Genomic DNA, 26,672 nt, shown 5'->3' on the forward strand with positions numbered 1-26,672 from the left:
TACCTAGTAAAATCTAGATACAGTATATCCATATATCGGTCACACGAATGAATTTTGTTACTTAACTACTTCACTCTTACTCCATTGATGTAAACCTCTTTACCAATATTAAGGTTTGGCTCCTTAGTCTCTTCTGGTTCATGTGTGATCAGGCTTATGTAACTATTTAACATGTCTGGCTCAGTGTATTCTTTAATTTGTTCATAGATGTAGTTATCTAGCATCTTTGTAAGATTGTGCTCCATGACATATCATTTTCGTTCATGGTCGTTTCGTACAAATCTCTCGTTTCAATTAGTTCCGTCATTAATGCTTTTTCTAGATCATAGTTTTTACTCATATGTATGTTCCCCTTTATTGATTAGTTTGTGTGAAAATTGAATGCTTTACCATGGAATTCAAACGTACCGTCTGCTGTAATCTCAATATAACCATTCGTGTTACCGATCTTCATTGGCCCTCCATCAGCCATTGCTGTTAACTCCTTAGCGGTGATTACTACCTTCTCGTCTTGAGAGTCTAGATATAATCCGTCATCCCTGAATTCAACACTACGCTCTTTTCCAGTATTGCTTGCTTTATAAAGTTGCTTATAACCACCGTTGTACTTCGTGTTTACCATCTTAGCCCGATTATCTGCCCCACCATCACCTGTACCAATAATATCTGTAGGTTGTGCTGCATCACCTGAACCATCAAAACTAATCTCTCGTTTAATCTTCTCATTAGTCAACTTATAGGAATACGCAATAATACCTGTACCATCAGTTGTAAGTATCCGCTTTTCACTATCCTGCCAGAACAACAGTCGATCACGTGAATCCTTTGCCTGTGTTTTTGACTGAACTTGTGCAGTAATCCAACGTTGGTAATTGTCTTGGATGTCAATGTAGTCAATGAACTGCCCAACATCTGCGTCTTTTCCAATTGTTTTTACTCGGTTTACGGTAAGGTTGTTGATGTAGCCCTCGTCAGCAAGGATTGTGTTAACCTCAAGCATTTCAGCAACCAATTTTCCCACATTAATGATATCAAACTTATCCATGTCTAGGATTCCTGCATCTGTATCCAGCAGAACATCGCCAGCTTTACCGTAAAACTTAGCTTTGTGAGCTTTAAGGTTGCCGTATAGATCCACGGAAAATGCTGCATCATCAAAATCTTCTGACCCACTCCAAAATCCAATCTTCGGGAACATTTTCATAATACCTTCACCATCTCTAAGTGTAAGCCTGTTGCCTACTAGATCAGCTTCAGCCAAAATGTACTTCTTAATTCTCTCTGTGTGATTCGTGAATCTTCTATCTCCTAGAAACCACTCAAATGGATTTTCTTCAATTTTCTCATCTAGAATCTTACGAATTCCCTGTTTAGCAAGGACGTACAATTCTATATTCCCTCCAATTTGTGAGTTTGATGCAAAACTGTATGTATTTCTGTAGGCTTCGAAAACATCATTTGCTGTTTCTGCCTGTTCGATGAAAAAGTCACGATCCCGATCAACATTGACGCCAGATGTATAAAAAGCCGTTTTATCATGAGCTCTAATTTTGTTTATTTCAAACTCATTCTCCTGACTAAATTCATATAAAACAGGGCTCCCATCTTCAAATTTGGCTACTAATGTATGAGCAATTAATTTACCTTTATCAACCCTTTCTTTAATACCAGGCCGTCTTTTGTAATATCGCTCAAACCAAAATTTGATGATTTTCTTCAAAGCTTTCATGTCTCTATGTTGTGATTTCTCGAACTCTTCCATAATTATCTTTGCAAGATCAACATCACCAGCCGAGAAAATGATCATATCATCAATTCTCCAAATCTTTTTACCATCATTACTAAGTCGGAAGTTCACACCATTAACTTCAGTAGATATGGCTGAATCAGCCCCCATATACAAAAAATCTTTGTTGAACATAACCTGACAATAACTCAATTAGACATCTCCCTTTTTATCTTTTAGAAATTCAGTGAATTTATTTCGATAGAACTCATATATCTCATAGGCTTCTGGTGTTTGAGCAAGACAGTCCATTTCAAGGAACATTTTCACAATATGAATAACAATGTCTTCGTTTTCTCCCTCAGTAGGAATGTACGCATTCTCTAGGGCAAGATCATTGTAATCCTTAATGAATGCTTCCTTGTCTTTCATAGCAAGCCTATCTCCAACTTCATTTGATTCAAGAATGATTAAATCCCCATATTCGTCTCTCTCCGCATATAGCATTGTAAGACTCTCAATTTCCTTATTCCATGTGTCATTCAATGGAGAAAGTATATCATCTAGGAAACGCTTTTTCATTCTTTCGCCTTGAGCATTCATCTTAAGGTTAAGGATATACTTCCCCAACCATGGTATATGATAATTAGGTATTTTCAAAAATATATCTCTCCCTGTATCTATGATTTAAAACTCAACGGTGAGCTTTTTCACCTCGTTACCTTTACAGATGTAGCTTCCTTCTACATACATATCAAAATTACTCTGAATGGACATCAGCATTCCGTCAATTTGCTCTCTCTCATAGTCACTTGTTCTACTTACGATACTTCTTCCATCCTTCAATAGAATCTTCACTTTCATATTCACAATTCCCCATTCTATATGTATTATTTTCGACTCTCACTATCTACTGTCAATCTATATCCGAACTCTTCCCTATTCCTCGTCTTCATCCCTGTTACCTAATGTTCTCCTTGGATCACTTCCAGCCTATCCGCTGCATCAACCTGTACCACACATATGGAATCCTGCGCGTATCTCATCCCTCCCCCGTTCAACTGTATTCATAGGCTCCAAGGGTTCGTCTTGGAATTCGTTAACCTTACTCTCTTAATATAATTCAAACTAAGTTAATTTGTAAAGCATTATCTTTGTGTTTTAAAATATTTCTTTTCTCTTCTACTATAGTGACATCTCAGTTTCGATTCTCTTCCTCATATCCTTCATTAATTAATAGGAAATGAGAGCACAACTATCCCAACTGGTATAAAGTGACCCTAACAGAGTCACCTCTTATTTCCATTGTATTTGATCAATCTTTTAGTCGTCCTTTCTGATTCTCCTATAGCATCGGCAACATTTTTCAACAGGCCGTATTGTCCCGTTGAGCGATCCCCTCCATGTCCTGCCTTCCTATATTCCTTTAAGAATGCTGCTTGCCTTCCCTTCTTAACTGGGTCACTTTCCGCTTCCCCTCTGCGCTCCGTATTCTCAGCAATCAGCATGTATTCAGCTTGCCATTCGTCAACATCCACAATCTCAACTGGAACTTGCCACAGTCAACGACCTATGATAACATGAGTTCAGGTATTATATTTGTGTTCTATATTTCAAAGAACACTCTTACACATATTATCACTATAAGGAGGACAACCACTATTGCTCGCAAAAAGAGACGCACAGTAACAGACATCATAGGAAACGAGTTCGAACAATGGAAGCAAGGAGAAACAATAACAATAGAAGCTGGCACAGGAGTGGGTAAATCATACTTCATCAAGAATACTCTGTACGAGAAGGCTAAGCGTGAAGGAACTAAGATACTGTTTCTCCTTAACCGAACACGACTCAGTGAACAATTTCAACGAGAGATTGAACAAGACAATAAGACAGATGTAATAAAGATTCTGTTGTATCAGAATGTCGAGGATGTTGTACGGAAACGAAATGTAGTAATAAGCAATGAATACCAGTACATAGTGTCAGATGAGTTCCATTACTTCCTCACCGAATCAAAGTTTAACAACAACACAGAAGATTCATTCAATCTGATTATCTCCGAATCAGAAAAGACCAGGATATTCATGTCCGCAACATCAGATGGGGCAATAGAATATTTCCGCTTTAAAGGTATTAAGCATCGTAGTTACAACGTCCCTCATGATTACAGTCATATCAAGGAATTAATTTTCTATAGAAACGACAAGGTGCTAGAAAAGTTTCTACATACGATTCCTAAGAATCAAAAGGCTGTTTGTTTCAGCAAGAGTGCGAAGAAGGCATTTACCCTACATAATATATTCAAGGATTCACTTTTTGTCTGTTCTGCATCTGGGACATCTAGAGAAAAGAAGTATCTCGACAAAGAAAAAATCAGCCAAATGCTTTTAAAAGAGAGATTTGAAGAAAAGTTCCTATTCACAACTTCCACACTGGATAACGGTGTCAACCTCAAAGACAAACAAATCAAGTATGTAATTGTCGATATTGAAGACATAGATATACTCATACAGTGCTTGGGTAGAAAAAGGATTGCTGATAATAGTGATAAGGTAACCGTAATAATCAAGAATATTTCAGACAAGATGATCAATAAGAAACTTGAAGACTGTGAACGCATAATTGATCCTGCAAAGTATCTAATGGATAATGGATCGCTAGAATATGTTAAGAAATACAGGAAATATAGTAGTCCAGTTATCTATGACACTGTGACCGTAGACAATGACAAGGTTGAAAAGGTAATCAACGAATTACGATATTTTAAGGAAAGCTATGACAAGAAATTTTACGAAGATATACTACAGGAGGAAAATGGATACATGAAACATCTACAAACTAAGCTTCAACAAAATAGTTACACGATATTGGACGATACATATGAAAAAGCTACACTTTCAGATTACTTAGATAGTATTGTAGGCAAGCAACTTTATAAAGAGGAACAAGAAGAGTTAATTAAGAAGGTCAATATTCGAGACAGTAGAAATAGGTTACAACGTGGATGTCGAATTATTAACGAATACTTTATAGAGAATAACTTTCCATATAGTGTGAAAGACAAGATGAAGAATAACAAACGGAAACTTGATAATAATGAGCCTAATCCAAACTACACTAAGACGTATTGGTCACTGGCGAAACACAATTGATAATTTGAAATAGTGCAAAGATGAAAACGGCTAAAATTAAAAAAAGTCAGTGTTTACATAGGTTTTTTGATGATTTTGCATATTTTTCATGGAGTAAACCCTTATAATAAGGATTTGTTTAGGTAAACAATTGCTCAAAATCCTTGATACGACTGCATTTATGACTAATGATTGATTATTTATTTGGGATTTGAATGTACCAAATTGAATCGGAAGGTGAATTGGCGTAGCCAAGAGGAACGCGATAGGCTGATTAATTCGTTTACGAGCGTAGCGAAGTGATTTAATTAGGATGGTATCGTTCCTGATTACTATCACTGAACACATCAACAATAATAGGTGGCGAGATCCATTCCGTTTCACTCCATGGCTGTCGCTCACCTTCATCCACAACATAAACCGTTGTGTCTGTCATTTGGTTTACTTTATTGAACAATCCTTTAGTTCTTTAATTTAATTTTTATGGTATAATAAGGTAGATATACATCGAAAGCACTATTGAAAAATATTTTTCTCCAAAATTTGTAGGCTATCTTTAATCCGACAATTACGCCATATATGTTAATCCAGCCATAACTTTAACCTTAATTTGTTACATTTTCCTAGTTAGGACCATGCATTAAATATTTATAATTGTTATATATGTTAGTAATTAACATTTATACTTTCGACCTATATACTATCCTATGTTTCGGTAATACAATTATGGAAGTAATTGGAACAAGATTACATACTACTAGTCTAAGAGGAGGAATTACATTGTCATTCAATAAAATTTTTGGTGCTGGTGTAGCTTTGTCTGTATTACTTTCTGCAAGTTCAGCTAGTGCTGGTGCATTAGAGGATAGAGTAAAAGATACTTATACCAACCCTCCAATCACTGTGGAGAACCCAGATGATCCGATTATTACTCCAATGGATGTACAACTTATCATTTCAACAAATCATAGTAGTTATGCAAGTTTTGAAAAAAGCTTTACAATGGATCCGAGAAACGGTGAAGATGCTAACCTTTGGGTTAGAAATACCAGCACAGACACTATATACTTAAAAATATCTATGAATGGTAACTCACCGCTAGAGGTTCCGATTGATAAAGGGGCTCAAAAAACAATACAACTAGTTGCAGGGGTCACAACAAGTTTTAAAGTTGAAGTAGTTAGTAAAACAGGACATAAAATCGATATGACTATCAGTGCTCGACAATATTAATATACTAATTGGTGAGAGGATACTTCTTATTGAGGTATCCTCTTTTTAATATTGTTCAAAATTATCAAGGTAGCACATGAGCATACGTAGAATACATAATCGAATGCTAATTATCCCACTCCTACATATGGAGGGTTATTTGTATTGTTGGCGGCATTATGACCAGCAGAAATTTAATCGTCAAAGTTTGGATCATGGTGTCGGAGTGGAACAGCTAGGGGTATATTTTGTAAAGCAGTCAACTTTTTAGATTTTTATATGCCCCCCACCTTCTCCTATGATCAATGTAGCGTGTCAGTATGTATCGTCACTGAATCTAGGTTTACTGTGTAGCTAGGCGCGCTAAAGCAACATCTGGGTAAAATTAATCTTTCTTAGAAAAATAAAAAGCAGCCCGAAGGCTACTCTTTGATGATTTTGTTCCAAGCGTCTTCAATTGCTTCATCTGCTTCATTGCATTTTTCAGATTTAGACCTTTTGCGAGTTTCGAAGTCCTCCAAATAGCAAGTGAATCCACCAATCGAATGTAAATGGACAATATATGTACGACCGTCCAACTCCATTATAGAAGTTTCAACTTTAGCGTTGTTAAACGTAGTTTTCGTTACCATCAGCATGTATTTCACCTCCTTTATGTCACATCAATATTTTATCACGTTGGGCGCGAACATTAAATAATATCAGACTTTCAAAAGGTCATGTTATTGTCCTTCCACTTGAAATAAGGGAGTTCATCTAGACAAGAGCATGTAGGCTTCAAACAATTAAAATCCCTCGGTGTAAAACTAAAAAAGAACAAGCTACTTTTTGGCTTGATAAAGCTCAGTAAGGCTATTAACGCTTGTATATCTAGAAGGAAAATTAGATGCTGGGCTACCCAAATCAATTGGATCCCCACTCTTAGAGGTTCGAACTACTTCTCGGGCAAAATCTTGAAAGTATTTTACATCATCAGTTAGTTCATTGTGTCTACTTTCCCAGCCCGCAACAGCTGTGATATTAGTTAATGCTTCATATTCCTTGGTAAATATATCGTATGCTTTTTGCCCAGGCTCTCCCATCTCAGCATATCTTGAATGATCATCAGTATAAATTTCAATGGCTCCCATTAGAACGGCTACAGCTGGTTTCAACTCACTAATGATTTCATTAGTCTGATTGAAGTAATCTTCGTCGGTCGACACTTTCTCACCGCCACAACCAGTCAGTAAAAAGATAAGCAATGACACAATTAGAAATTTACCTTTAAACATTTTTGATGCTCCCTTATATGTATTTTATCAAACACACCATTCTACCATATTAGGGTATTTATGCAAATAAGAAAAACACCCATCTCAGGGTGTTTTCCTCCTATTTTCATTGTAAAATGTTTTGTTTTCATCCTCATCCATTAGCAGCTAGTCATCTCCGATGACTCTTGTCTCACTCAACTTTGTGACACTAAATACGTTCTTTGTCCCAATTCACATCCAGCACATTCTTCTTTTCAATTATTTTCCTCATCTCTCACTCACCTTCGATCTTCGTAAAAATAACTACTTTTCTAGAAACTACATATCTTTTAGCAACCCGTTCCTCCAATATGCCCGAATAAAACGAAATAATATTCGCTTGAATTCACTTTTCATCATATTTTACATGCTCAGTCTTTTACTTCCCTCACTCTTTCAATTCATTCAAAAGAATAGAATGTAATAATTGGGCGATAATATAACCAAATAGTAATTGATCATCTATAAGGAGGTCACTATGAGATATAAGAAAAGGTATGAATATAAGATTATTTCTCGTTATTCAGACAACGACCTTGCAGTTCCAGAAGAAACTATAGAGACTCAAATCCTCAATTGGATGGAATTTGCTCTTCTGAATTATTCCGTTGAGAACAAGATAGAAAACATACAAAATTCGGAGGAGTGATTTTCGATGAGAGTACTCAAAGATCATGAACAGTTAGATAAAAGTGAAATTACAGCCTTGATCGGTAAGATCAGGGCTATTGTTTATACTCGTGTATCATCTGATATCCAAATTGATAACTATTCACTAGAGTCGCAGATTGATATATGTGTAAAGGAAGCGAAAGCGAAGTTTGATATTAATGAGGAAGAGATTGTTGTGCTAAGAGAAGAGGCAGAGTCTGGAGATAACCCTAACCGTCCAATGCTGAACTACATCTTGTTTCTGCTTGAAAAAGGTTTAGGGAACAAAGTTATCTTTTTGCATCCTGATAGATTAAGTAGACATCTCCACTTACAACAACAGATTACACATAGGATTTGGGAGTTGGGCTGTGATCTACATTTCGTTGAGTTTGATTTACAAAAAGGAAATGCAGAATCAATGCTCAATTACAATATACAAGGCTCTATTGCTCAGTACAACAAGGCAAAGATTCTCGCGAACACAAAGCGTGGAAGACAGACTATGGTGTCAAATAATAAGATACCCGGTATGAACAGAATATACGGGTACACTTATGATAAAGACCTGAACACCCTTGTTGAGAACGAGTATGAAAAAGAACGTTATTTGACTATGGTAAATATGGTACTGGAAGGTTCGACTGGTTCTGAAGTTGCCGCATACTTAGCTAAAAAGAAACATCCTGCACCAAAAGGAGATAATTGGTATCAAGCGACCATCAGTAGAATACTCAGAAATGAGTCTTATATGGGAACGTACTACTATGGTAAAACTGAGGTAGAACAACAGAACGGGAAAAGAAGACAAGTACCACGTCCTAGAGATCGATGGCAAAAGATAACTATACCTGCTTATATTGATGAGATTACATTTGGACGCTTACAGAAGTGCTTAGACGGTAATATAAAAAATGGTGGTCGTCCATCTGAAGATTACCTGTTAAAAGGGATTGCTAGATGCGGAAGATGTGGAGCAGCAGTTTCATCGGGTATTACATCTAGGACACAAAATGGATTGTTGAAATATTATAGTTGCACAAGAAAAACAAGAAAATCCTACAGCGTTGAAACAGGAGAGCCAAACAAGATTTGCTTGGGAGAAAATTGGCGAGTAGATATGGTAGACTCTTTAATCTGGAGTGAAGTATTGAGGTTGATAGACAACCCTAAAACGTTAATCGATAAGATGCTAGAAAGAATTTCTGATGTATCCAAAGTAAAAGAACTGGAGAGAAACAGAGATGACATTGGAAAATTGATTAAAGATAAGGAATCTTCTAAGGCAAGATACATTGACCTATACGCTGAATGTATCATTAAATCCAAAGAAGATCTTTCTATTAAATTGGAACGAGCAGATACTGAAATTAGCGAACTAAACAAAGAGCTGAGCTTAATCACAGACAATTTAGAGCTGAACAAAAGACAAAATAAGAATACTTCACCAGGGGGGCCATTGCTAAAAAAATATCAAAATATCATTAATAACGAATTACAGATGAAAGATGCAAGAAAATTAATGAGTATCCTCGTCGATAAAATAGTCTTACATGATAATAAACGTATTGAGATATTCTACAAATTCACCGCTGAAAGTGATTTGATTCTGAGTTATAACGACGTTTATGATTCAATCAACTTCGATAAGCTTAAGTGGGTACTTGAATCATCAGCTCCTAAATGGAAGGAGATTGAACACATGTATCCCCGCATGTTGAAAATGTACAATGAAGACTTACTTAGCTTTGAACAGATTGCTGAAGCTACTGAAACTGATTGGTGGACGATAAAGCAAATGTTTAAAGCTAAGGGGGCAGAGCTACTTTCAACAAAAGAAAGGGGCATGAAAAGACGAGCTCGTGACTTTGAGAAGATTTATAATCTACACTATGTTGAAGGGTTGTCCCTTACAAAGATTTATAAAGATTATGAATTAAGTCCACCATATTGTAGACAGGTACTTGAAGAAAATATGAACAAGATAATAAATTAAAAAAATTACCCCTCTGTGTCCTCTGGAATGAATAGTGTATTCCCCCCTCCTCTATGGAGGGCTATTTTGTGTAGATGGGATGGCATTATGGTTTCGGTTTATTCAATAGAATTTCACTCGTTAAAATTCAACTCTCGTGTCGAATCAGATGTGCTAGGGGCATATTCTGTAAAATGAATACTATTTAAAATTTAAAATAGCCCCCCATACTATCTCATGATCAGTCTGGCATGTCAGTGTGTATCGTTACTGAATCCAACATTGCGGTGTAAGGATAAGTGTTAGCGGAATATCTGGAAATTTCACCTCAATTTCAGGTGTATATGTACCCCTACATGCAACTTAATCCTAAACAAACATAAAATTATATGCATATAAAGCCTAACCATAACGGTTGAGCTTACTTCTTTTGTACCTTCAAATTTTAAACATATACATTTAAAGACAGTATAACATCAAAAAACTAGTTTGATTTCTTTCCTAAGCAATATGAATGGATTTTAACTTTATATCTAACTTGTATCACTAATTACATACAAAAAATTATATATGGAAAATTTTTCTTCCATTCCCAAAGACAATAGTGTAATATCACTTCTTGTAAACAAGAAAATATTAGGAGGAAATATACTTTGAAAGAAATATTGAAGAAATTTCTAGCCTCACTCTCTGCTGTTGCCATTGTAAGCACATCTGTAATCACTAGTACATACGCAATGGAGGACGACAGAAGCGCTGTCTTAGATAACAGCACTGAAATCAACATTGAATCACCAGTTGTTTATAATGATGAACTTTCACAACGAATCGACAGGGCTTATATTGAATATTATAAAGAACTAAAAGAACAAGAAGATCAAGTTACAACACAAAATGCAATTATAAGAAGATTAATTGAAGTAGTCTTTAAAAGACCAGGGGGCGCAACTAAAGTTCTTGCAACATCTAAAAACATTGGTGCCAATCTAACAAAACACGCTATGGAAGAAGCAGTGAAAGATGGAATAACATCGCTCATGGTAGATAATGTATTATCAGGAAAGTCATCTGGAATGTGGGCTATTGCACACTTTGATGATATTAGAAAAGGGAAAGGATTATCTCGTATTGCAGTTGATCCAAATAATAAAGTTGTAGTAATATTAGCGAGAGATTCAAATACAATCCTAACAATCTATAAAGATTCCGGTAGTTCAATCATAAATCGTCCTAACGATGATGTTTGGAAGCCCTCGGATTGGAAATTCAATAAAAAGTAAAGTAGAACTTACTAGAGCATGAAAAAAGATATGAAAAAGATTTTCCTGCTCTAGTAAGCAATATAAATACAGTAAATCAAATTCATTTAAAGATATCATGACTCGGAGGCATAAATGGCTAAGTTATTTGAATGCGATGATAACAGTAATTACATTGAAATCTCATTTCTTTACACTATACCTGGTGAATATGAAGGTAGTGCCTTTAATCTTAAATACTTTAGAAATAATAAGCTTGTTAGGGAACAGCGGATCGGCTGGACAAATATGATTATACAAGATTTCTTTGATCATTTATCCCGTTTCCCAAATGTTACGGACACTGATTCCTTTGGGCATTTTGAAAAACACTTTGAATTTCAATGGATTAAGGAATACAATACCGGTAATTATATGTTAATTCTCAGTGATGTTGGCACTCTACATGCAATTAAAGTTACGAGCGATGCTCTTAATCAATTTGGTGAGCAGCTTAGCCTAGAGTTAGAAAACGCACCTAAAAGATAAATGAAATATAATAGGACACATTAATGTCCTATTATATAGTACATATTATAAGAATCTTCATATATTAAAGTTCTAACACTAGTAAAATAACAAAACTATAACTCTAGGCTAATGATTGCTCATATTCCTTAACTCTACGATACCAGCTGTTAGGCTTCATCTCTGCCCTTCTCATAGCTTCAACGGCTGTGATACCGCCTTGTTTCCATTCTGTGTATGCTTGCTTAAACTCCTCGTTAATTGCTTGCTTTGGTCTGCCAAACACTACATTATTATTCTTAGCAGCCGCGATACCTTCAGCTTGTCTACCGTTAATCTTCTCACGTTCACGTTCAGCCATGTAGGACAACAACTCAAGGACGATACTTGATATGACTTTCTCTAATCCATTCTTATACTGTCTTGTGTCCAAGATAGGCATGTCCAACACAACAATGTGAGCTCCAATGTTCTGGGTAATATCTTCCCATTCCTTTTTAATCTCCTGTGCATTTCGTCCCAAACGATCCAGTTCCTTCACAAACAGTATGTCGTCTTTACGAATAGCATTTTTCATTACTTGATACTGTGGTCTGTCGAAATTCTTTCCACTTTGCTTATCTATGTAGAAATCCCGCTCCGATATTCCTAAATCCTTCATTGCTTCTAATTGTCTTGCTTCGTTCTGATCCTTAGTCGAAACTCTTATGTAACCATGATGTCTAATCTCTCCCATAATTCAACCACCTTCTGCTATGTCGTTAAAGTTATTATAGCAAAATTGTTTCAAAATATATATAGGCATTTATGAAATGTTTCATTTATGTTTTTACAGTATTTGCAATGTATCATATATACTTTTGACATACATTGAAAGGGTCTTTCAAAAAGTATACTTTTAGACACACCTTTTCAATCGTAGGCACGTACCAATGTGGTACTGGAACAATATCGGACAATTACGAAGTCTCTTGGGACAGTGTGAGCCTGTCTTAGAAATTCGTCTCTGTAACCTGATTGAATCGACAGATTACAATCACATAGATCATGGTTCCAATCGTGTACGATACAATAACTATCCATTTATGCAGTTAAATCAACGTTTTAGCTTCTTTATCAGGTCAATTTATCCTATATCGTAAGCGCAATCGTAGAATGATCAACAACACCCTAAAAAGCTAGTCGTAGCAACGATTTTAACACATTAGAAAATTTTGTAAATTTTACGATTGAAATATCAAATAACGTAGGCAGGACAAGGAATTTCAGCGTTTTCCAAAAGTTCAATCGTATAGTAACAGGATTATTTAAAATGATGACATATTTAAGCAATATTTCACGTTTATTCATACTTACTAATACGTTGATAAATAAGAGCAAGAGAAAGCAAGTAAACCTTACCGAAAAAAGGAGTTGGGTTATACAGACTACTTATTAGTCACATTTGATTGCTTTTAATTCTCTTTTCCATTGCTTTATGTAGAAATAGTATAATCATAGATGCAAAAGTTAAAATATCTATCTCTCTTGAAAACTCGTCTTCTTTTAGGTATTGAACAATTCCGTAAAAATCGTATGGAATATAGCATATAAAAAAATTTCTAGAGCTATTGCTATGATAGAGGCAAACTTTGCAATAATCATTTCAAGCTTCTTTGATGCTACAGAAAATGACGATACACAAAGATTAAAAGCCGCAATGAGCAATGACAATATTCCTGTGACAAAAACAAAAAGTACGTTAACTATTATTGAAAGAAAAAGACCCTCTTAAAAGGGTCAGAAGTTAAAATCTATTTTATTTTTGAAAAGTCTACTTTGTATGTTACTGAAAGTTCTTTTCCCGCATATAAATATATCAACTCAGCATTCTTGCTGAAATCTACATTTTTCATATCAAAGTATGCAAATATGTTAGCTCTGTAGGCTGGAGCATCGGGCCAACTCAAAGATCTTGACACATCATCTGCTCCTCTGATTTCTACTGGCTGATAAATTTTGTTTCCTTGTTTAAAAACTACATTGATGTTGTCAGCGAAATCTATATTGTTGCCATAAGCTTTCAAGTTAAAACTTATTCTGTCTGCTGTTCTGTAATAATTAGCATAATACTTAGCTTCTTTTAATGTGTAGTTTTCGTACTTATTCGAAGCTAGAAAAGAAGCCAGAGCCACAAAACTATATGGAGTGTCGAGTTGAACCTCAGGCTGCCATATTTTCATTTTATCGTTACTAATAGGTAAGTTCTGCTTCAGCGTGAAAGCTTGAAGAGAATCATATCCCTTTTTTCCTAATGCGATTGCATTTTTAATCTGCTGATCAGATAAGTGATATATTGCATACTTAATTTTGTTGCTTTCTTTTTTGGAACTGCTAGTACTACTTGATTTAATATTTATCATTTCGGATTGAGGAGTGGCATAAACTGAACTTGATAATAATGTACTAGCTGCTAATACAGAAAATATTACTTTCTTCATTTTTTCTCCTTTTAATATGTATTTAGTACATTGTATACCGTCTTCCAACATAGGTAAATAGTTCTAGTAAATACAAGCGACCACGTAGCCGTCTGGACAGTCTCTGAGGCCGTCAACGTATAGGTTGATCTTATCTGTCATGGTCGCACATCCTTCCTTCTTTCTTCGTGATACACATCTTTTACGTTTGATTTTTATAATAACCGATGCTCAACTCTTCTTGCATAGTTAATTTCAGATCTCTAAAAAGAACACTTATTCTTTGGTTATTAGAATTTATATTTCTCATTGCTTCAGATAAAACACGAGAATCCTTAGTACCACAGTGATACACCTCAATGTCTGTGATTACGAATCTAAGGCAATTAGAAAGTTCGTAACAAATCTCATCAACTTTTTCAGATAAATAAAGTTTAGAATAGTAAAATTCATTTTGTGCTTTTCTTTGATAGTCTTTTGCTACATTCACATGAGTCCTGTTCATTACGTATTTTAAATTGCTTATTACAGAATCGTCATTGTGTCTTTTATCCCAATTATCTAGTATAGGATTCTTGTCTGTATCTCCAATATTGTATTCATCAAAGAGCCTTGAAACCTCATCGTATGAATACTTTTTGTAATCCGTTACTTCTCTGTATCCCATTAAACTCCCAGCGTAACCATCAGCTTCAAGAAACAATTTATATAAAGTGGTGTAAGCCTCGTGTCTTTTTGTTGTGAATAAATTAAAATCTTGCATTTTTCTCTGAAGATCAAACTTATTATATTCCATTATACCCTGTAGTTCATGTTTATGTTGTTCAAGCTTTTCTAAAAAGCGTTGGTCTACATATTTTTTAGAAAAGTATTGCGCACCCTTAATAATTGAAAAAAGCACAGCAGAAGCGGAGATTACAACAGTTCCCCAATCTATAGAAATATCTAATGCCATTATCCACTATCCCCTTCTCATTGAAATAGCCATTAGATCAGATGTCTTGTGAAACACCTTGTGTAGACTCCAATACAGAAATTCTCTGTTCAAGTTTATCTCTATTAATATTTTTTTTGTCCAATAGATTTTGAGTTGCGATTAAAGACTGATAATACTCTACTCTCTCTAGAGTTGGTCTAATTTCTAGAAAATCAACAATATACGATTTCAAGTCCTCAATAAACAGAGGCGAAGAAAGAAATGCGTCATTAATTTCCTTATATTTTTCTTGTTCATTTCCTAGATGTAGAAATTTGTTATACACCTTCTTAATAATTTTGTTGACATCTTCACCGCTGTGTTTGGAATAAATATATCCAAGATCATTTCGTACAAACTGATCCACATAATGTGTCAAACTTGGGCGCGCGCTGATAATTGTTCAAGATGATTCTTCTTAGTTTCCTCCTAGTTGTGAGATAAAACATTCAATTTATTAGCGACTAATCAAATCCCTCTAGGATACTCATAGAGAATCAAGTATTCTTTGATGATAGTTTGGACGTTCTTCAAGTGCATCAAAAATAACATGACTATCAAGAAAATGATTGATCTTTGAATAATCAAAAGAAGTGTTATCAGTCCAAGACACCAAAAGGACTTTATTGCATCTATTAATCAAATCCTGTAATAGTTCATCTCTTTTAGCATCTTTATAGGCAGAATCTAAGGGATAAAGAATTCCAAAGTCATAATCGTATCTAGTCTTCTTCCAACTTGTTCTATTAATAGTATCCAGGTACATAGTATGATTGGCAATCTTATACCCTTCCCCCGTTTTGAAACTAGCTGTATTATTCTCAAAAAATGTCCCGAAATTTTGCATGCTGTTACCACGAAATAATATCCTAGATTTGTGAGAACAGTATTCAGAAATGGTTTGTAAAACAAGTTTATGTTTCTCATACTGGTGAGTCCCAGTGATTAACAGCACTTTTTTATCAGACTCCAGAAAGCTAACTATTCCTTCGCTGGCTTCATTTCTTGTATTCATACGCTACCAACTCCCACTCCAATAGTTTTTTAATACTTGATATAACCTGATGAGTCTCCATCGACAATGTTATATATGCCTACGGATGTCCAGTTCTCTCCTTCCTGATCAACAAACAGGCGGTCTTTAGTGTAGTCATCTATAGATTTAACAGTAAGCTGGAGTGTTCTTACACTTAATCCATCCACCCCTCTACATGAGAAATATCCTCTTGCCTCAATTGATTGACCGATTCTCAGATTGTTTAATTCAGACAAAGTATTGATGTATTCATTTTGTTCAGACAAAGTGACCCCTCATTCCTTATAAAATAGACCTACAATTACCATTTCTCATTCAAAAATCTCATTTCAACTCACTGTCGTAAGCATTTGCAAAAGTAATTCCCACAACCTGAACTTGATCATAACTCTGAAACTCTTCACGAGACTCAATTAATCCATGCACTACATTTGCTGCTCGTTGTGCTAGTTCCTCTTTATCCAGCTTCTCATCAGAATTAACTCTCACGTTCCTGTTTATGTATTCTTCCGCGTCATCCTGACTAGCATATAGATTAACCACAACTGTATATGAGTATCGAGCATTCTTGCTTTGTTCTTTAACATTTTCAAGCATCGAATAATACTTCAATTCTCTTACCTCACTTTCTCATCAAATGTATCACTTGAACTAGTCAACTAAATTACGTATTTTCAAGAACACTGCCTTTCTTTTTTTCCCATATAATTTCACACACATCAATTTCAGCTTCAGTATACCTAGACCAAATGTTGTCACCAAAATTCCATTTACTCGGCATTTTCCTTTGGTATCCTATCTCATTTAAGTAATCATCCTCGCTTTTTAATAAAATGCAACCCACTAAGTTAGTTTTCAAGAAACTATATACCTCTTCGGAATTCATCATATCTCCATAAAGAAACCTTTTAACAATATAATTTCTAGGAACAACATGATCATGTCTTAATATCTTCGCCTTTATCGTCTCTGATTCATGTAGGTGAGCACACGCCTTCTTAGACCAATATTGACAACCAGTGTATTTCCCCTCAATCTCTGTCCACAACCAAGTTGTCTCAAAAATCACAGCATGTTTTGCTCCAAGAGACAACTTGTCAGAATTAAGTACATTATAAACATCATCTGCTAACTGTTCCCTTGTTCTGTAGTATGGATTATTCTTTCCTCTAGCTGCCATTAACGAGACCCTCCTTATATAAGAATTTGTTTGATCAGATGTATCTAAAGCTATATGACACTAGTTTCCATCCTGTTGTTAAAAGTAGTGGGTGTCTTGGGCTCCTACCTTGAAGGTCTTCTAAGCATTTTATTTTGTGAGCATATGGAACCAATAAGGTCTCAACCTCTCTTTTTCGTTTCACATATTTCTTTATGTCAGATCCCCACGCGACAATAAGGACATCTCTTTTGGCTGCTGCTTCAGTGATGTAGCTATCATTATAATCCTCATATCCTTGATCTCTGTGTTGAAGTTCAGACGGATTTGTTGCCATATATGCGTACATGTTAACAATATCTACGCCACCATAGTTGTTATCAATCAAATAATTAGTAAGGTTCATTATCGTGTCATCTGTTTTCAATGAATTTGCCTTACTCGGATTAAGCATAACTACAGCAACAATCTCTTTATTACTATCCCAAGTTCTTGTTAGTCTGTACCTATATTCATTGTTATTGGACATAACAGCAACAGATTCTATGCTCCTTTTATCCGTGTAAAACATATTTAAAAACCTTCCTCCGTTTAATATGAAAGGCTGATTTTATCTTATCTGTTTATTTCATGTCGAATCCCCAAAATATTGAGGCCGTTTTGAAGATATTCTCTAAGTGGTCTTTTTGATAACATGCTATAAAGCCTTACTGACGGAGCCTCATAATGAGCCCCTAGGTTTTTCATGTAGTCTTCTAGCAACCTTTCAGGTCTATACCTCTTTAATTCTTCTTCAAAGGCATAATAATTACTGAAATCTTTAGGATCTGGCTTCTGCTCTTGTTGCCCAATGTACATAATTGATTGCAGTATCAAAACTTCTTCATATTCCAATTGTTTAGAAAGGTTATAAGTAACTTCACCATTTACAAGAATGTCCGCTTTCGTATTTACCAATTCATCAATGATATGTATGAGACCTTTTGCCTTTTCGGTCAACATTATTATTCACTCCTTATAAGTGTCTCATTTTATCTTCTTGTTCGATTTTTCTAATTGCTTCTTGAACTTTTCTAGTTTTGGCAATCTATCACCTCTATCTTTGTAGACTTCATTTTCAAAAATATAAACTGCTCTTTCTAAGACTCGTATAACATCAGCATATCGCTCCATTTTATTATATATAATGCATAAGCGATCGTACGGAAAGTTGCCCTCAAAACCCTCATTTACATTTGTCTCATATAATTTAATTGCTTTGTCAGTCTGACCTTCTTTTTCGTAATTCTTACCTCTTGAATTCCTTTCAACCTGCAACTCAAAAGTTTCTTCATCAGTGATCAACAAAGAACCCCCTAGTAAAAGGATTGTTTATCCTAAATATGCATCGCATTGTCGACCATCGCAAATTGGACAAGTCATTCCAGCATCGTCAATAATTGCATCGATTGATAAACTTAGATGCTTAGCAATACATGTCCTGTGCTGTCCATCAGTAAAGCCTAAATGCCCACAATCAAATTTAAATAATTTTACAACTTCTTCTTGTCCTCGTTCAATTATGGATTTAGAAATTTTTCTGCAATAATTAGCAGAAGATTTCTTATAGTCGTCAGGAAATTGATTAACTTCTGATTCATCCAATAGGAGAGAACACGTTCCAAACTTATGCTTAAAACATGTCCCACTGTCTAGCATAAAGAAAAATTCAATGTCCTTCGGATAAATGCTTTGGTTCAACATTAGTATTACCCTCCTCGTAAAAGTATTATTTCACTAAGATAACCTCGAAAATTAAATTTTATTATCAGTAGATAATAGGTTTGTCCCTATCAATACACTTACTTCGCTACCACAATTATACAACAACAAGTGTCAGTCTACCTATGTTTTCTGAAACAAATGTAGCTATAGTGAGCAATTCAACTACTACTCAGTCAACAATAAAAAAGCACCCGGAAGGATGCTTCATATTATTCAAAATATGAATTCCAAATTATCTACTGATCTTACGGATGATGAACGATAAAGCGTAGCATTTCTCGTATCTCTCCCAATGGAAAAACAATCCACTGAAAGGACGAATCCCATAATGCCGATTTTAAAATCAGATGTAGCTAGTAAAGAAGCTTCTTTTCCCTCGCTCCCGTCGATTGAATTAGAATAAAATTGGCGTATATAGAATTCTTTTTCAGGAATTTTAGGTTCAGTATCTTCGTTTTCAGTGCCTTTAGTAACATCTGAATCATTCATATATCCATTTATCACAGTTTCATTTTCAATTGTAATTTTAGATCCATCTAAGAATGTTATCTCAACCACGCCATCAATTCTTTCATTGTCCTCTTTATACTTAGAATAGAACTTTCTCCAAGTCACTACATTCTGGATTAGCTGTTCTTTGCTCAGCTCGCCTTTACCATGAGCGTAAAACCACTCAGAAGCAGTATCTCTACAGAACATATCTTCATGTTCATATCCTTCTGGATCACCGTGTAGCTTAGTCATTTCAACTGTGTTATCTCTAGGCATGCCAACAGAGTCTAAGATGATTTCTTGAATGTCATTGATATATGAGTCATAAACACTCCAAGTCACGCCAAGAGCATCCTCAACCTTCTTCTCCTTCGTTCTCATGTCCTGACTCATATCAATTAAGCTAGATAGCATTTCTTCATTCATCTATATCACTCCTTATGTATGATAGGAATATTGTACCACTAACTGGTGTCCAAACTGGTAATGATATATTCTGATGGGACGAACCATCATATTTACCGTTTGTTACTTTGGAATTTACAACCTATCCGATTTTCGTGCAGGTTGGATTAGTTGTCGTGAACTGCGACATCCGAAAATAGTGAACTTGCGGAATATTTCCGATGATTAGCTTAAAGGTTAGCACAGGGCCAACCAACCTGGCCTACTGGTATCAACGAGGGCGTACTCGATATGGTTTTCTACCTAAGGGAGATAAGATTATTCCCTCAGTTAGTTTAACACGGCGTTAAATTGTTGTACGCTGCGTACAACAAAAGGATGTAGGTTCAACATGACCAATGGTCCTTGCTTAGTTACCGTCAATCTGACGGAGACTGAGTGCCCCTTAAACTGAGGGTAACTTAGTTTACCGCGATTTCGTGGAGGAGTATTCTTCGTGTATTTACCTATTCATACGTCTTAATGATACATAATCCAATGTAGACAAAATTGTCTATATTGAGAATTCGAAAGATAACAATAGTACAGTGCAATTTAATCTGCCCCAACGTAGAGGACATTCCTAAAAAAATTACCTACATGGCTTGAAAAAGGTGCTTTTTGTATTGTACAAGGGACATCTTTTTAGATTCATTAATCAACTTGATGCTTACGTGTGTTTATTGTCGTGTATCCTAGTAAATATAGTGAATTGTCTTACATTTGCAAGAGATGGATTCAATATATTGCGAAAGTTGAGTTTCTAATATTATTGACTGGTTAAAGAAACAGAAAGGTTTCCCGTCATTTAATTACGCATTAAACAATTCCTAAATTTATATATATTTTTCTATTATTTGGTATACTTTGATGGAATTATCGTTTAGTATAGATAATAAAGGTGCTCACTCCTAAAAAAAAACATATAAGGTAGTGATATGGATGTTGGTTGGGTATATTAAGAAAATATCGTTTATGTTAGCATTGGTATTGGCTCTTAACACTTTATTGATAACTTCTAGTGTGTCGGCAAATGAAATAAAAATACAGGAAGTAACACAAGAGGATATAGAAATTCTTACCTATGAGGAATATGCTTCAAAATATGGCGGAGATGAAATTCAACCTCAGGGAGTGGTCGTAGGGGTTGTTGTTTTCATAGCTGGGATAGTAGTTGCGTGGATTGTTGACGGAGTTCTTATCCACGCAACCGGACATTCAGGGGGAGAATGGGTAGCAAAAGCTCTAAGTTATCAGAAAGAAGTCCCTACATGTACTAATATATACTTTAGTAAAGCAACTTCGAAGCCTATCTGTCATTCAGGGTCTAGTGGCTCATTTTCAACTGATTTATATAAGTAATTAGGAGGATGAGCACCTTTTTTTAAAAAATGGAGGAAAAAAAATGAAAAAACTATTGTTTATTTTTTTGTTAGGTATTATTACATATTTTGTTGTTTCCGTTATAATTAATTTATTTAAATGATCAACCAAGTCCAAGTATAATGGAAAACTCGGCTAACGTGCACATGAGACTCTTCATCAACTGTTCTTTCTGATGATGTCTAAGGTCCAGTTTAATTTTGCACCATCCTCATACATCATATCCACTTTTCATCATTCGTTTCTGTTTCCTGATCGAAGTTAACTCTTCACGTATCTCTATTCTCTGTTCAATTGTTATGTCTAATTTCGATCCTTCTTTAACCAGATAGTTATACCTTGATTCAAGTGTTATAGGCTTAGTTTTACGTTGTTTCTTTGGCTTAATACGATTGGCTCTGCGTTTACTACTAGGCGACTGATACGGAATTTCCGTATGATTCAGGCTCATTATCGTTTCAAACAGTGTCTCATTACTGTGCATTGGATTTCGTTCTACTCTCTGTGTATGTTGCGTGCACATTTACGAATATAGTTTTAATAGTGTCCAACATATCCAACCCTCCTATTCTTCGTTTCTATTGAAAACTCTGGCGGTAAAGGTCGCAATACTTTATCAAACAAAATGGAAATCATCATTTGAAGATTATCTAGTTCTCGGCTGTATGGAGGTAATAGTTTTGCATCAATAATATCAATTATCGTTTGATACTTAATATCATACTCTTTTGCTCTCTCCATCATTTCTATGATCATGGCAATATCTAGGCCGTATGAGATAAAGTATTTGTCGATGGCTAAGCGAGTTTGCTGGTAGCTATCATACGTCCAGGCCGCCTTTTCATCGGGTGGTAAATTGTCATAGTCCTGCTTATACAATTCGTTTACATCCATGTATTCTGTTACCTCCATTCTCTTCTGTCCATCCAAATGAAATAAAACTAGGATTTCATAGAGATTATTGTGTTTATTTTAAGTTGTTATAGGAATTTGTTAACCATAGTTACAGTACATTGTTTATGTATAGAATCAATTATGAGATGCATTGCTGATAGCCCTGACTACATGAATGTGTCTGTTCAACTTTCGTTGTTCGATTAGATGTTTAATGGTTACACCACATGTCCTCATACGTTCAACACATATAGGTGAAACCTGTTCCTTAAAGTATTGCGTGAGCGCCTTTACAGGATTGAGTAAGAACATATCTTTGAAATCCTCATCGCTCATAGGGTTCAATTCAAGCTGTTCACGTCTGAACTGATTCAATAGGCTAAACACCTGAATAGATGTTGGATAAATCGGAACCCTTGCCATAAACTGTTGACGCAATTCCTGAGTTGTGAGAAGCGCCTCAATCCCATGAATAATATTCGATGCCTTTTTAGGAACTTCGCAAGCAATATATATCTCATCCAGTGTCCAATTCTGTTTTTGATCAAAATAGTAAATTATCATTGTGGGAACTCCTTTCTCAACATGTTGGGAATTTGCTAACCTAAAGATGCAACAGATTTCAGTGATATCCACGCACCGTTACGAGTACGTATACATAATTGACGATTGATCAGCTTGCCATGTTTGTACATCTGTATCGCTCCCTTCTGCTGTGCAAAATTTTGCACATCTTTATTTATAGTTGTTACACGGATAATAGTTACAGTACATTGTTGATTATTTGATTCGCTTTTCGAAATCGGAATTCAAGTTCCGGTACAATGTTGCGCTTATTTGGTGTACAATGTGTATACAGATGTTAACGTTTGATACTCATAATTTGATTCGCATATACGAATATTGTTCACTTCTACATAATATTCGCTTATGCGAATCATGTCAACTGTTTTATAGGGGGAATCTTTAGTTGCACGTTTTGAAAATTAAACTTAAAGATGTGCTAAAACAACGAAACGTTACTCAAAGACAATTAGAAAGCATGTCTGGAGTTAATCAGGCTAGGATATCTCAACTCTGTAAGCCGGGCAGACAAGAAATCAATTTAGGTCTCCTTGAGAAAATAGCTGCTGCACTAGATATCACAGATATATCTGAGTTAATTCAGTTTGAAGAAGTACCCGATACAGATAAGGATGAGCCTACATCAAAATGATGTGGGTTTTTTATTTTCTCTGAGCAGTTTTGTCGTGGACACACCAACAACAATTCAAACTCGTATGTAGTACATTTTCGTTGAAGCTTTCCCTCAATTTTGAGGATCAGGTATGAGTACACTGAGTACACAGTTAAACTTGTCAGATTGATCATATGGGTAGTATGTAAAGTGGTTGATATATATGGACTTATTCGGGGAATCCCGAAAAACTATGTAAAATAGGTGATCGTCAAATTGACGAGAAGCTTCCACGGAAATTTCGGGGAACATTGACTGATACGGATATTCTGTATTGCTATAAGTCACTGTGCAGCTTTGCACAGTCAAAACGTCATATTGACGTGTCGCGTATATTTGTGGAGAGGGTTGAATTTAACCTCCTTTGATCAGTGTTAATCAACTTGGTTAGGACTCAAATCGAATGTCGACATTCGGTATAACGATAATTCAATCCAGTCATTCTGAATCGGAATGTCTGAAAGTCTATGAGTACATCACATACTTATTCTCGAAACCGAGAAATACTCCCTCTGCTTGAAATTTCAAGCACCCCTACTCCAATTCTAATATGGTGAATCACCATGTTAACAAGTATCATTCCCCAATTATGGGTAGTGAAAAGGTTATGCGTTTTTCATAGGCTTTTTCGTGAAGTCACGAATAACTATAACTTTAAGGGGGGCGAAATTTAACCCTCCTTACAAAGCAAAAAGGTTGACGCAATGTCAACCCAGTAGACTATCCTATACCGTATATCAACCCTAAATTGTCCATATTCAGAAAGCCAACTTTATATTTTGAATAGGCATATGATCCATCACGCTGCTTCGCCACGTTGTAATGTTCACAAATTGTATAGTATTCTTCTCTCTCCAGTTTTCCATGCTTGATATACAGGTCTCTTGCCATCTTAAGCATTCCACTATTTCTGATGTTGGTAGGAGTTAACAAAGGTAGATTGTGCCACTCTGATATCTTAGCTACTCTCATTGTAACTAAATAAATAGATGCTGGGTCATCAACACTCTGCTTAATCCCTGCGTTCACAGCCGATCTAATAATATAATCGTTATCTATCAAATTATTGTGAGTAACTTTTGTGGTGGGCATTAAATTTCCGTTGTTCTTAATGTACTTGTCTTCTTTATTTGCGATCCTGAGAATATTGTATAGATAGCTCGATATAGTTATTTCTCTGCACTCTTGACCATTGCGAGTATCATTGTAGAGGGTTATTTTATATTTGTCTATCTCATCTGTCTCAGATACGTGTTCCATTTTCATATTAAGCAACTCACTGTTCCCTCTACCCATTATCCCCTCAAACAATGCTTGGACAATTACTTTATCCTGAAAGTTAAGGCAATCACTCACGATATTCTCGATATCTTCTTCACTGAATAGCGTTGGCTTACTATCGTCCACGAATTGAATATAAAAGTCAGTAGATGAAACAGCATCAAGTGGATTTATATTGTCCTTACGTAAGTCTTGCTCTATAGCCCACCGGATATAGTTTTGTATAATGCTCCCCGTACTTTTAACTGTAGCAAGTTTAGTGGACTCTAACAGAAGCAATACTTGTTTGATTTCACTTAGATTAAAATCATATAAATCCATTTCTAACCGTTTTTCAATAGCAGATGCTCTACGAAGTACTCTGGAGTATGCATCCTTTGTGTTCTCATTCTGTCTTTGCAGAAATCGCTCTTTCTGTGACTCATTATAGAGACTATCCTCATATATCTTATTCACTATTATTCCCCTCTAGCTTAGATTCAAAGTAATCAATTAATTGATTTCTGAGACGTTTGTTTCCTGTCAGTGATTTCTTTGCATTAAGAAGCGGCTCAAGTTTATCAACATCAAAGATAATACTGTTCACATACTTTTCTATCTGGTCTAAACCTATATCATGATCTTTCATGAACTTTGAGAGTACAATGTATCCAATAAACATCAATGGATGACTCATAATTAGATTTTTGCGCTTATTTGCATTAATTGAAAACTCATCTGGATAACTACCGACCAAGTAAGTAAAGAAATCATTGAGATAATTTGAAGTTTTAATAACGTCTAACTGTCTTTCAAAATGATACATGCGATCAATTGAGTAACTCATGATATCAAAGGTGGTCAACTCTCCAGCTAATTCATTAACAGTTGTTGATGAAGCAATTTGCTTCCCTATCTCTGACTTCCTTTGTAGATTAGCTACTACCTTATCAGACATTCTTTCCTGTGACAGTTCATCTCTTCTTTCTTTCTTCAACACGTTGATTGTATTGATCTGTCCAAAATACTTTTGAGCTGTCTCATGGTCATATGACCTAATGGAGAGTATCATATCCAAGTCTAAATTAGGATTGCTCTGTAGAGCTGCTATAGCACCCTGTAATCGGTGGAAACCATCAAGTATAGATATTACTGCCCCATCGTTAATAATTAGCGTTCTAAAGTCCTCGTAGTACGTCAGAGGATCGACTTCTGTAGAACATACGTTCAGGGTAATCATATCCTCAAAGTATTGATTATCAGCCATTTTGGATGCGATCCTCTTAACACTAGCCTTATTAACGATTGGCGTTTTGACTACTCCTCCACTTTGGTTCAGTTCATACTTAGCACCACGTTGAGTTTCATAATCATACACAATTAATTGGCTCTCAGACATCTTCACTAAATCTGTAATTGCAATCTTGGTTATGTAGCTGTCATATTTAAGCTTTGTAGTGTCTGAAAATGAAATAGGTAATTCCATTCTCTTCTGAACAATGGATCTAAGGTTGTCCTGAGCATCTCTAATCTCACGTTTGCCGAACAGTTGATTGGGTTCTAATTGCTCATTTCCCGTTACAGTGAATAAAGCTTGGCATACACCGTACAATATCGAAGTATCGATTTGTGGAATGTACTGTGCAACGTACTCTTCATTTTTCAGGAGTGAGTCAATTACCTCTACAGGAATATTCAGTTCAATGAGTTGATACTTAAAATGATACTTGAGCTTCTTGGAAGCACTTATTATTTCAAGTTGAATGCTGATCAATTTCTCAATATTAGACCTGTCTATTTTCATGTACA

At 35.5% G+C, this 26,672-nt stretch carries 28 protein-coding genes; 7 read left to right on the forward strand and 21 right to left on the reverse strand.

All coding sequences use genetic code 11. The features are described from left to right. Nucleotides 1–361 precede the first annotated feature (361 nt). The 3 genes from MHB43_RS23765 to MHB43_RS23775 are packed head-to-tail and all read right to left on the reverse strand — an operon-like array spanning nucleotide 362 to nucleotide 2,590. The gene (locus MHB43_RS23765) at nucleotides 362–1,939 is read right to left on the reverse strand and encodes a hypothetical protein (RefSeq protein ID WP_405130535.1); all 1,578 of its coding nucleotides are present in this window, start codon (nucleotides 1,937–1,939) and stop codon (nucleotides 362–364) included. Beyond that, the gene (locus MHB43_RS23770) at nucleotides 1,940–2,386 is read right to left on the reverse strand and encodes a hypothetical protein (protein ID WP_405130536.1); all 447 of its coding nucleotides are present in this window, start codon (nucleotides 2,384–2,386) and stop codon (nucleotides 1,940–1,942) included. It abuts the gene before it with no gap. A gap of 27 nt (nucleotides 2,387–2,413) precedes the next feature. After that, entirely contained in the window at nucleotides 2,414–2,590 is a 177-nt protein-coding gene (locus MHB43_RS23775) for a hypothetical protein (RefSeq protein ID WP_405130537.1), read from the reverse strand. A 716-nt stretch (nucleotides 2,591–3,306) separates the two neighbouring features. Between MHB43_RS23775 and MHB43_RS23780 the strand changes: the two genes are divergently transcribed. Then, a complete protein-coding gene (locus MHB43_RS23780; RefSeq protein WP_405130538.1) occupies nucleotides 3,307–4,881 on the forward strand; it encodes a DEAD/DEAH box helicase in 1,575 nt (524 codons plus the stop codon). 759 nt (nucleotides 4,882–5,640) lie between these two features. After that, entirely contained in the window at nucleotides 5,641–6,093 is a 453-nt protein-coding gene (locus tag MHB43_RS23785) for a hypothetical protein (RefSeq protein WP_405130539.1), read from the forward strand. A gap of 401 nt (nucleotides 6,094–6,494) precedes the next feature. Here MHB43_RS23785 and MHB43_RS23790 read toward each other — a convergent pair whose 3' ends face one another. Next, nucleotides 6,495–6,710, reverse strand: a complete 216-nt coding sequence (locus MHB43_RS23790; protein WP_405130540.1) for a hypothetical protein — start codon at nucleotides 6,708–6,710, stop codon at nucleotides 6,495–6,497. Between the two features lie 183 nt (nucleotides 6,711–6,893). Further along, nucleotides 6,894–7,346: a hypothetical protein gene (locus tag MHB43_RS23795; protein WP_405130541.1), complete on the reverse strand. Its 453-nt coding sequence runs from the start codon at nucleotides 7,344–7,346 to the stop codon at nucleotides 6,894–6,896. Nucleotides 7,347–8,022: 676 nt separating this feature from the next. Here MHB43_RS23795 and MHB43_RS23800 point away from each other — a divergent pair. The 3 genes from MHB43_RS23800 (at nucleotide 8,023) to MHB43_RS23810 (ending at nucleotide 11,780) form a co-directional block, all read left to right on the forward strand. Continuing rightward, nucleotides 8,023–10,014: a recombinase family protein gene (locus tag MHB43_RS23800; RefSeq protein ID WP_405130542.1), complete on the forward strand. Its 1,992-nt coding sequence runs from the start codon at nucleotides 8,023–8,025 to the stop codon at nucleotides 10,012–10,014. Nucleotides 10,015–10,646: 632 nt separating this feature from the next. Beyond that, complete coding sequence (locus MHB43_RS23805) at nucleotides 10,647–11,273, forward strand: hypothetical protein (RefSeq protein ID WP_405130543.1); 627 nt, start codon at nucleotides 10,647–10,649, stop codon at nucleotides 11,271–11,273. Nucleotides 11,274–11,387: 114 nt separating this feature from the next. Next, nucleotides 11,388–11,780 (forward strand): hypothetical protein, encoded by a 393-nt coding sequence (locus tag MHB43_RS23810; protein ID WP_405130544.1) that lies wholly within the window; start codon nucleotides 11,388–11,390, stop codon nucleotides 11,778–11,780. 103 nt (nucleotides 11,781–11,883) lie between these two features. Here the strand turns inward: MHB43_RS23810 and MHB43_RS23815 are convergent, their stop codons facing one another. From MHB43_RS23815 to MHB43_RS23870, 12 genes are all read right to left on the reverse strand, one after another. Then, on the reverse strand, nucleotides 11,884–12,495 hold the full coding sequence (locus MHB43_RS23815) for a recombinase family protein (RefSeq protein ID WP_405130545.1): 612 nt from the start codon (nucleotides 12,493–12,495) through the stop codon (nucleotides 11,884–11,886). A 1,057-nt stretch (nucleotides 12,496–13,552) separates the two neighbouring features. Further along, on the reverse strand, nucleotides 13,553–14,239 hold the full coding sequence (locus MHB43_RS23820) for a hypothetical protein (protein WP_405130546.1): 687 nt from the start codon (nucleotides 14,237–14,239) through the stop codon (nucleotides 13,553–13,555). A 181-nt stretch (nucleotides 14,240–14,420) separates the two neighbouring features. Then, on the reverse strand, nucleotides 14,421–15,173 hold the full coding sequence (locus MHB43_RS23825; RefSeq protein ID WP_405130547.1) for a hypothetical protein: 753 nt from the start codon (nucleotides 15,171–15,173) through the stop codon (nucleotides 14,421–14,423). Nucleotides 15,174–15,681: 508 nt separating this feature from the next. Beyond that, nucleotides 15,682–16,209, reverse strand: a complete 528-nt coding sequence (locus MHB43_RS23830; protein ID WP_405130548.1) for a hypothetical protein — start codon at nucleotides 16,207–16,209, stop codon at nucleotides 15,682–15,684. Nucleotides 16,210–16,238: 29 nt separating this feature from the next. Continuing rightward, nucleotides 16,239–16,496, reverse strand: coding sequence for a hypothetical protein (locus MHB43_RS23835; RefSeq protein ID WP_405130549.1), 258 nt, complete (start codon nucleotides 16,494–16,496; stop codon nucleotides 16,239–16,241). Nucleotides 16,497–16,554: 58 nt separating this feature from the next. Continuing rightward, nucleotides 16,555–16,842, reverse strand: coding sequence for a hypothetical protein (locus MHB43_RS23840; protein WP_405130550.1), 288 nt, complete (start codon nucleotides 16,840–16,842; stop codon nucleotides 16,555–16,557). A 52-nt stretch (nucleotides 16,843–16,894) separates the two neighbouring features. After that, entirely contained in the window at nucleotides 16,895–17,410 is a 516-nt protein-coding gene (locus tag MHB43_RS23845; protein WP_405130551.1) for a hypothetical protein, read from the reverse strand. Between the two features lie 34 nt (nucleotides 17,411–17,444). Next, a complete protein-coding gene (locus MHB43_RS23850) occupies nucleotides 17,445–17,960 on the reverse strand; it encodes a DUF1643 domain-containing protein (protein WP_405130552.1) in 516 nt (171 codons plus the stop codon). Nucleotides 17,961–18,004: 44 nt separating this feature from the next. After that, nucleotides 18,005–18,391, reverse strand: coding sequence for a hypothetical protein (locus MHB43_RS23855; protein WP_405130553.1), 387 nt, complete (start codon nucleotides 18,389–18,391; stop codon nucleotides 18,005–18,007). 24 nt (nucleotides 18,392–18,415) lie between these two features. Beyond that, nucleotides 18,416–18,733 carry a hypothetical protein gene (locus tag MHB43_RS23860; protein WP_405130554.1) on the reverse strand — a complete coding sequence of 106 codons (318 nt, stop codon included), beginning with the start codon at nucleotides 18,731–18,733 and terminating at the stop codon, nucleotides 18,416–18,418. A gap of 27 nt (nucleotides 18,734–18,760) precedes the next feature. Further along, nucleotides 18,761–19,132 carry a hypothetical protein gene (locus tag MHB43_RS23865; RefSeq protein ID WP_405130555.1) on the reverse strand — a complete coding sequence of 124 codons (372 nt, stop codon included), beginning with the start codon at nucleotides 19,130–19,132 and terminating at the stop codon, nucleotides 18,761–18,763. Between the two features lie 234 nt (nucleotides 19,133–19,366). Then, entirely contained in the window at nucleotides 19,367–20,071 is a 705-nt protein-coding gene (locus MHB43_RS23870; protein WP_405130556.1) for a hypothetical protein, read from the reverse strand. Nucleotides 20,072–21,031: 960 nt separating this feature from the next. Here MHB43_RS23870 and MHB43_RS23875 point away from each other — a divergent pair. Further along, nucleotides 21,032–21,451: a hypothetical protein gene (locus MHB43_RS23875; protein ID WP_405130557.1), complete on the forward strand. Its 420-nt coding sequence runs from the start codon at nucleotides 21,032–21,034 to the stop codon at nucleotides 21,449–21,451. A 558-nt stretch (nucleotides 21,452–22,009) separates the two neighbouring features. Here the strand turns inward: MHB43_RS23875 and MHB43_RS23880 are convergent. Next, nucleotides 22,010–22,366: a hypothetical protein gene (locus MHB43_RS23880; RefSeq protein WP_405130558.1), complete on the reverse strand. Its 357-nt coding sequence runs from the start codon at nucleotides 22,364–22,366 to the stop codon at nucleotides 22,010–22,012. Nucleotides 22,367–22,501: 135 nt separating this feature from the next. Continuing rightward, nucleotides 22,502–22,930: a hypothetical protein gene (locus MHB43_RS23885; protein WP_405130559.1), complete on the reverse strand. Its 429-nt coding sequence runs from the start codon at nucleotides 22,928–22,930 to the stop codon at nucleotides 22,502–22,504. 406 nt (nucleotides 22,931–23,336) lie between these two features. Here MHB43_RS23885 and MHB43_RS23890 point away from each other — a divergent pair, with 406 nt between their 5' ends. Continuing rightward, entirely contained in the window at nucleotides 23,337–23,582 is a 246-nt protein-coding gene (locus MHB43_RS23890; protein WP_405130560.1) for a helix-turn-helix domain-containing protein, read from the forward strand. Between the two features lie 741 nt (nucleotides 23,583–24,323). Here the strand turns inward: MHB43_RS23890 and MHB43_RS23895 are convergent. After that, the gene (locus MHB43_RS23895; protein ID WP_405130561.1) at nucleotides 24,324–25,340 is read right to left on the reverse strand and encodes a hypothetical protein; all 1,017 of its coding nucleotides are present in this window, start codon (nucleotides 25,338–25,340) and stop codon (nucleotides 24,324–24,326) included. Then, complete coding sequence (locus MHB43_RS23900; RefSeq protein ID WP_405130562.1) at nucleotides 25,333–26,667, reverse strand: DNA sulfur modification protein DndB; 1,335 nt, start codon at nucleotides 26,665–26,667, stop codon at nucleotides 25,333–25,335. The genes MHB43_RS23895 and MHB43_RS23900 overlap by 8 nt, the downstream gene beginning before the upstream one ends. Between the last annotated feature and the right edge of the window lie 5 nt (nucleotides 26,668–26,672).

It is taken from the genome of Paenibacillus sp. FSL H8-0317 (assembly GCF_045040685.1).
GTDB lineage: Bacteria > Bacillota > Bacilli > Paenibacillales > Paenibacillaceae > Paenibacillus.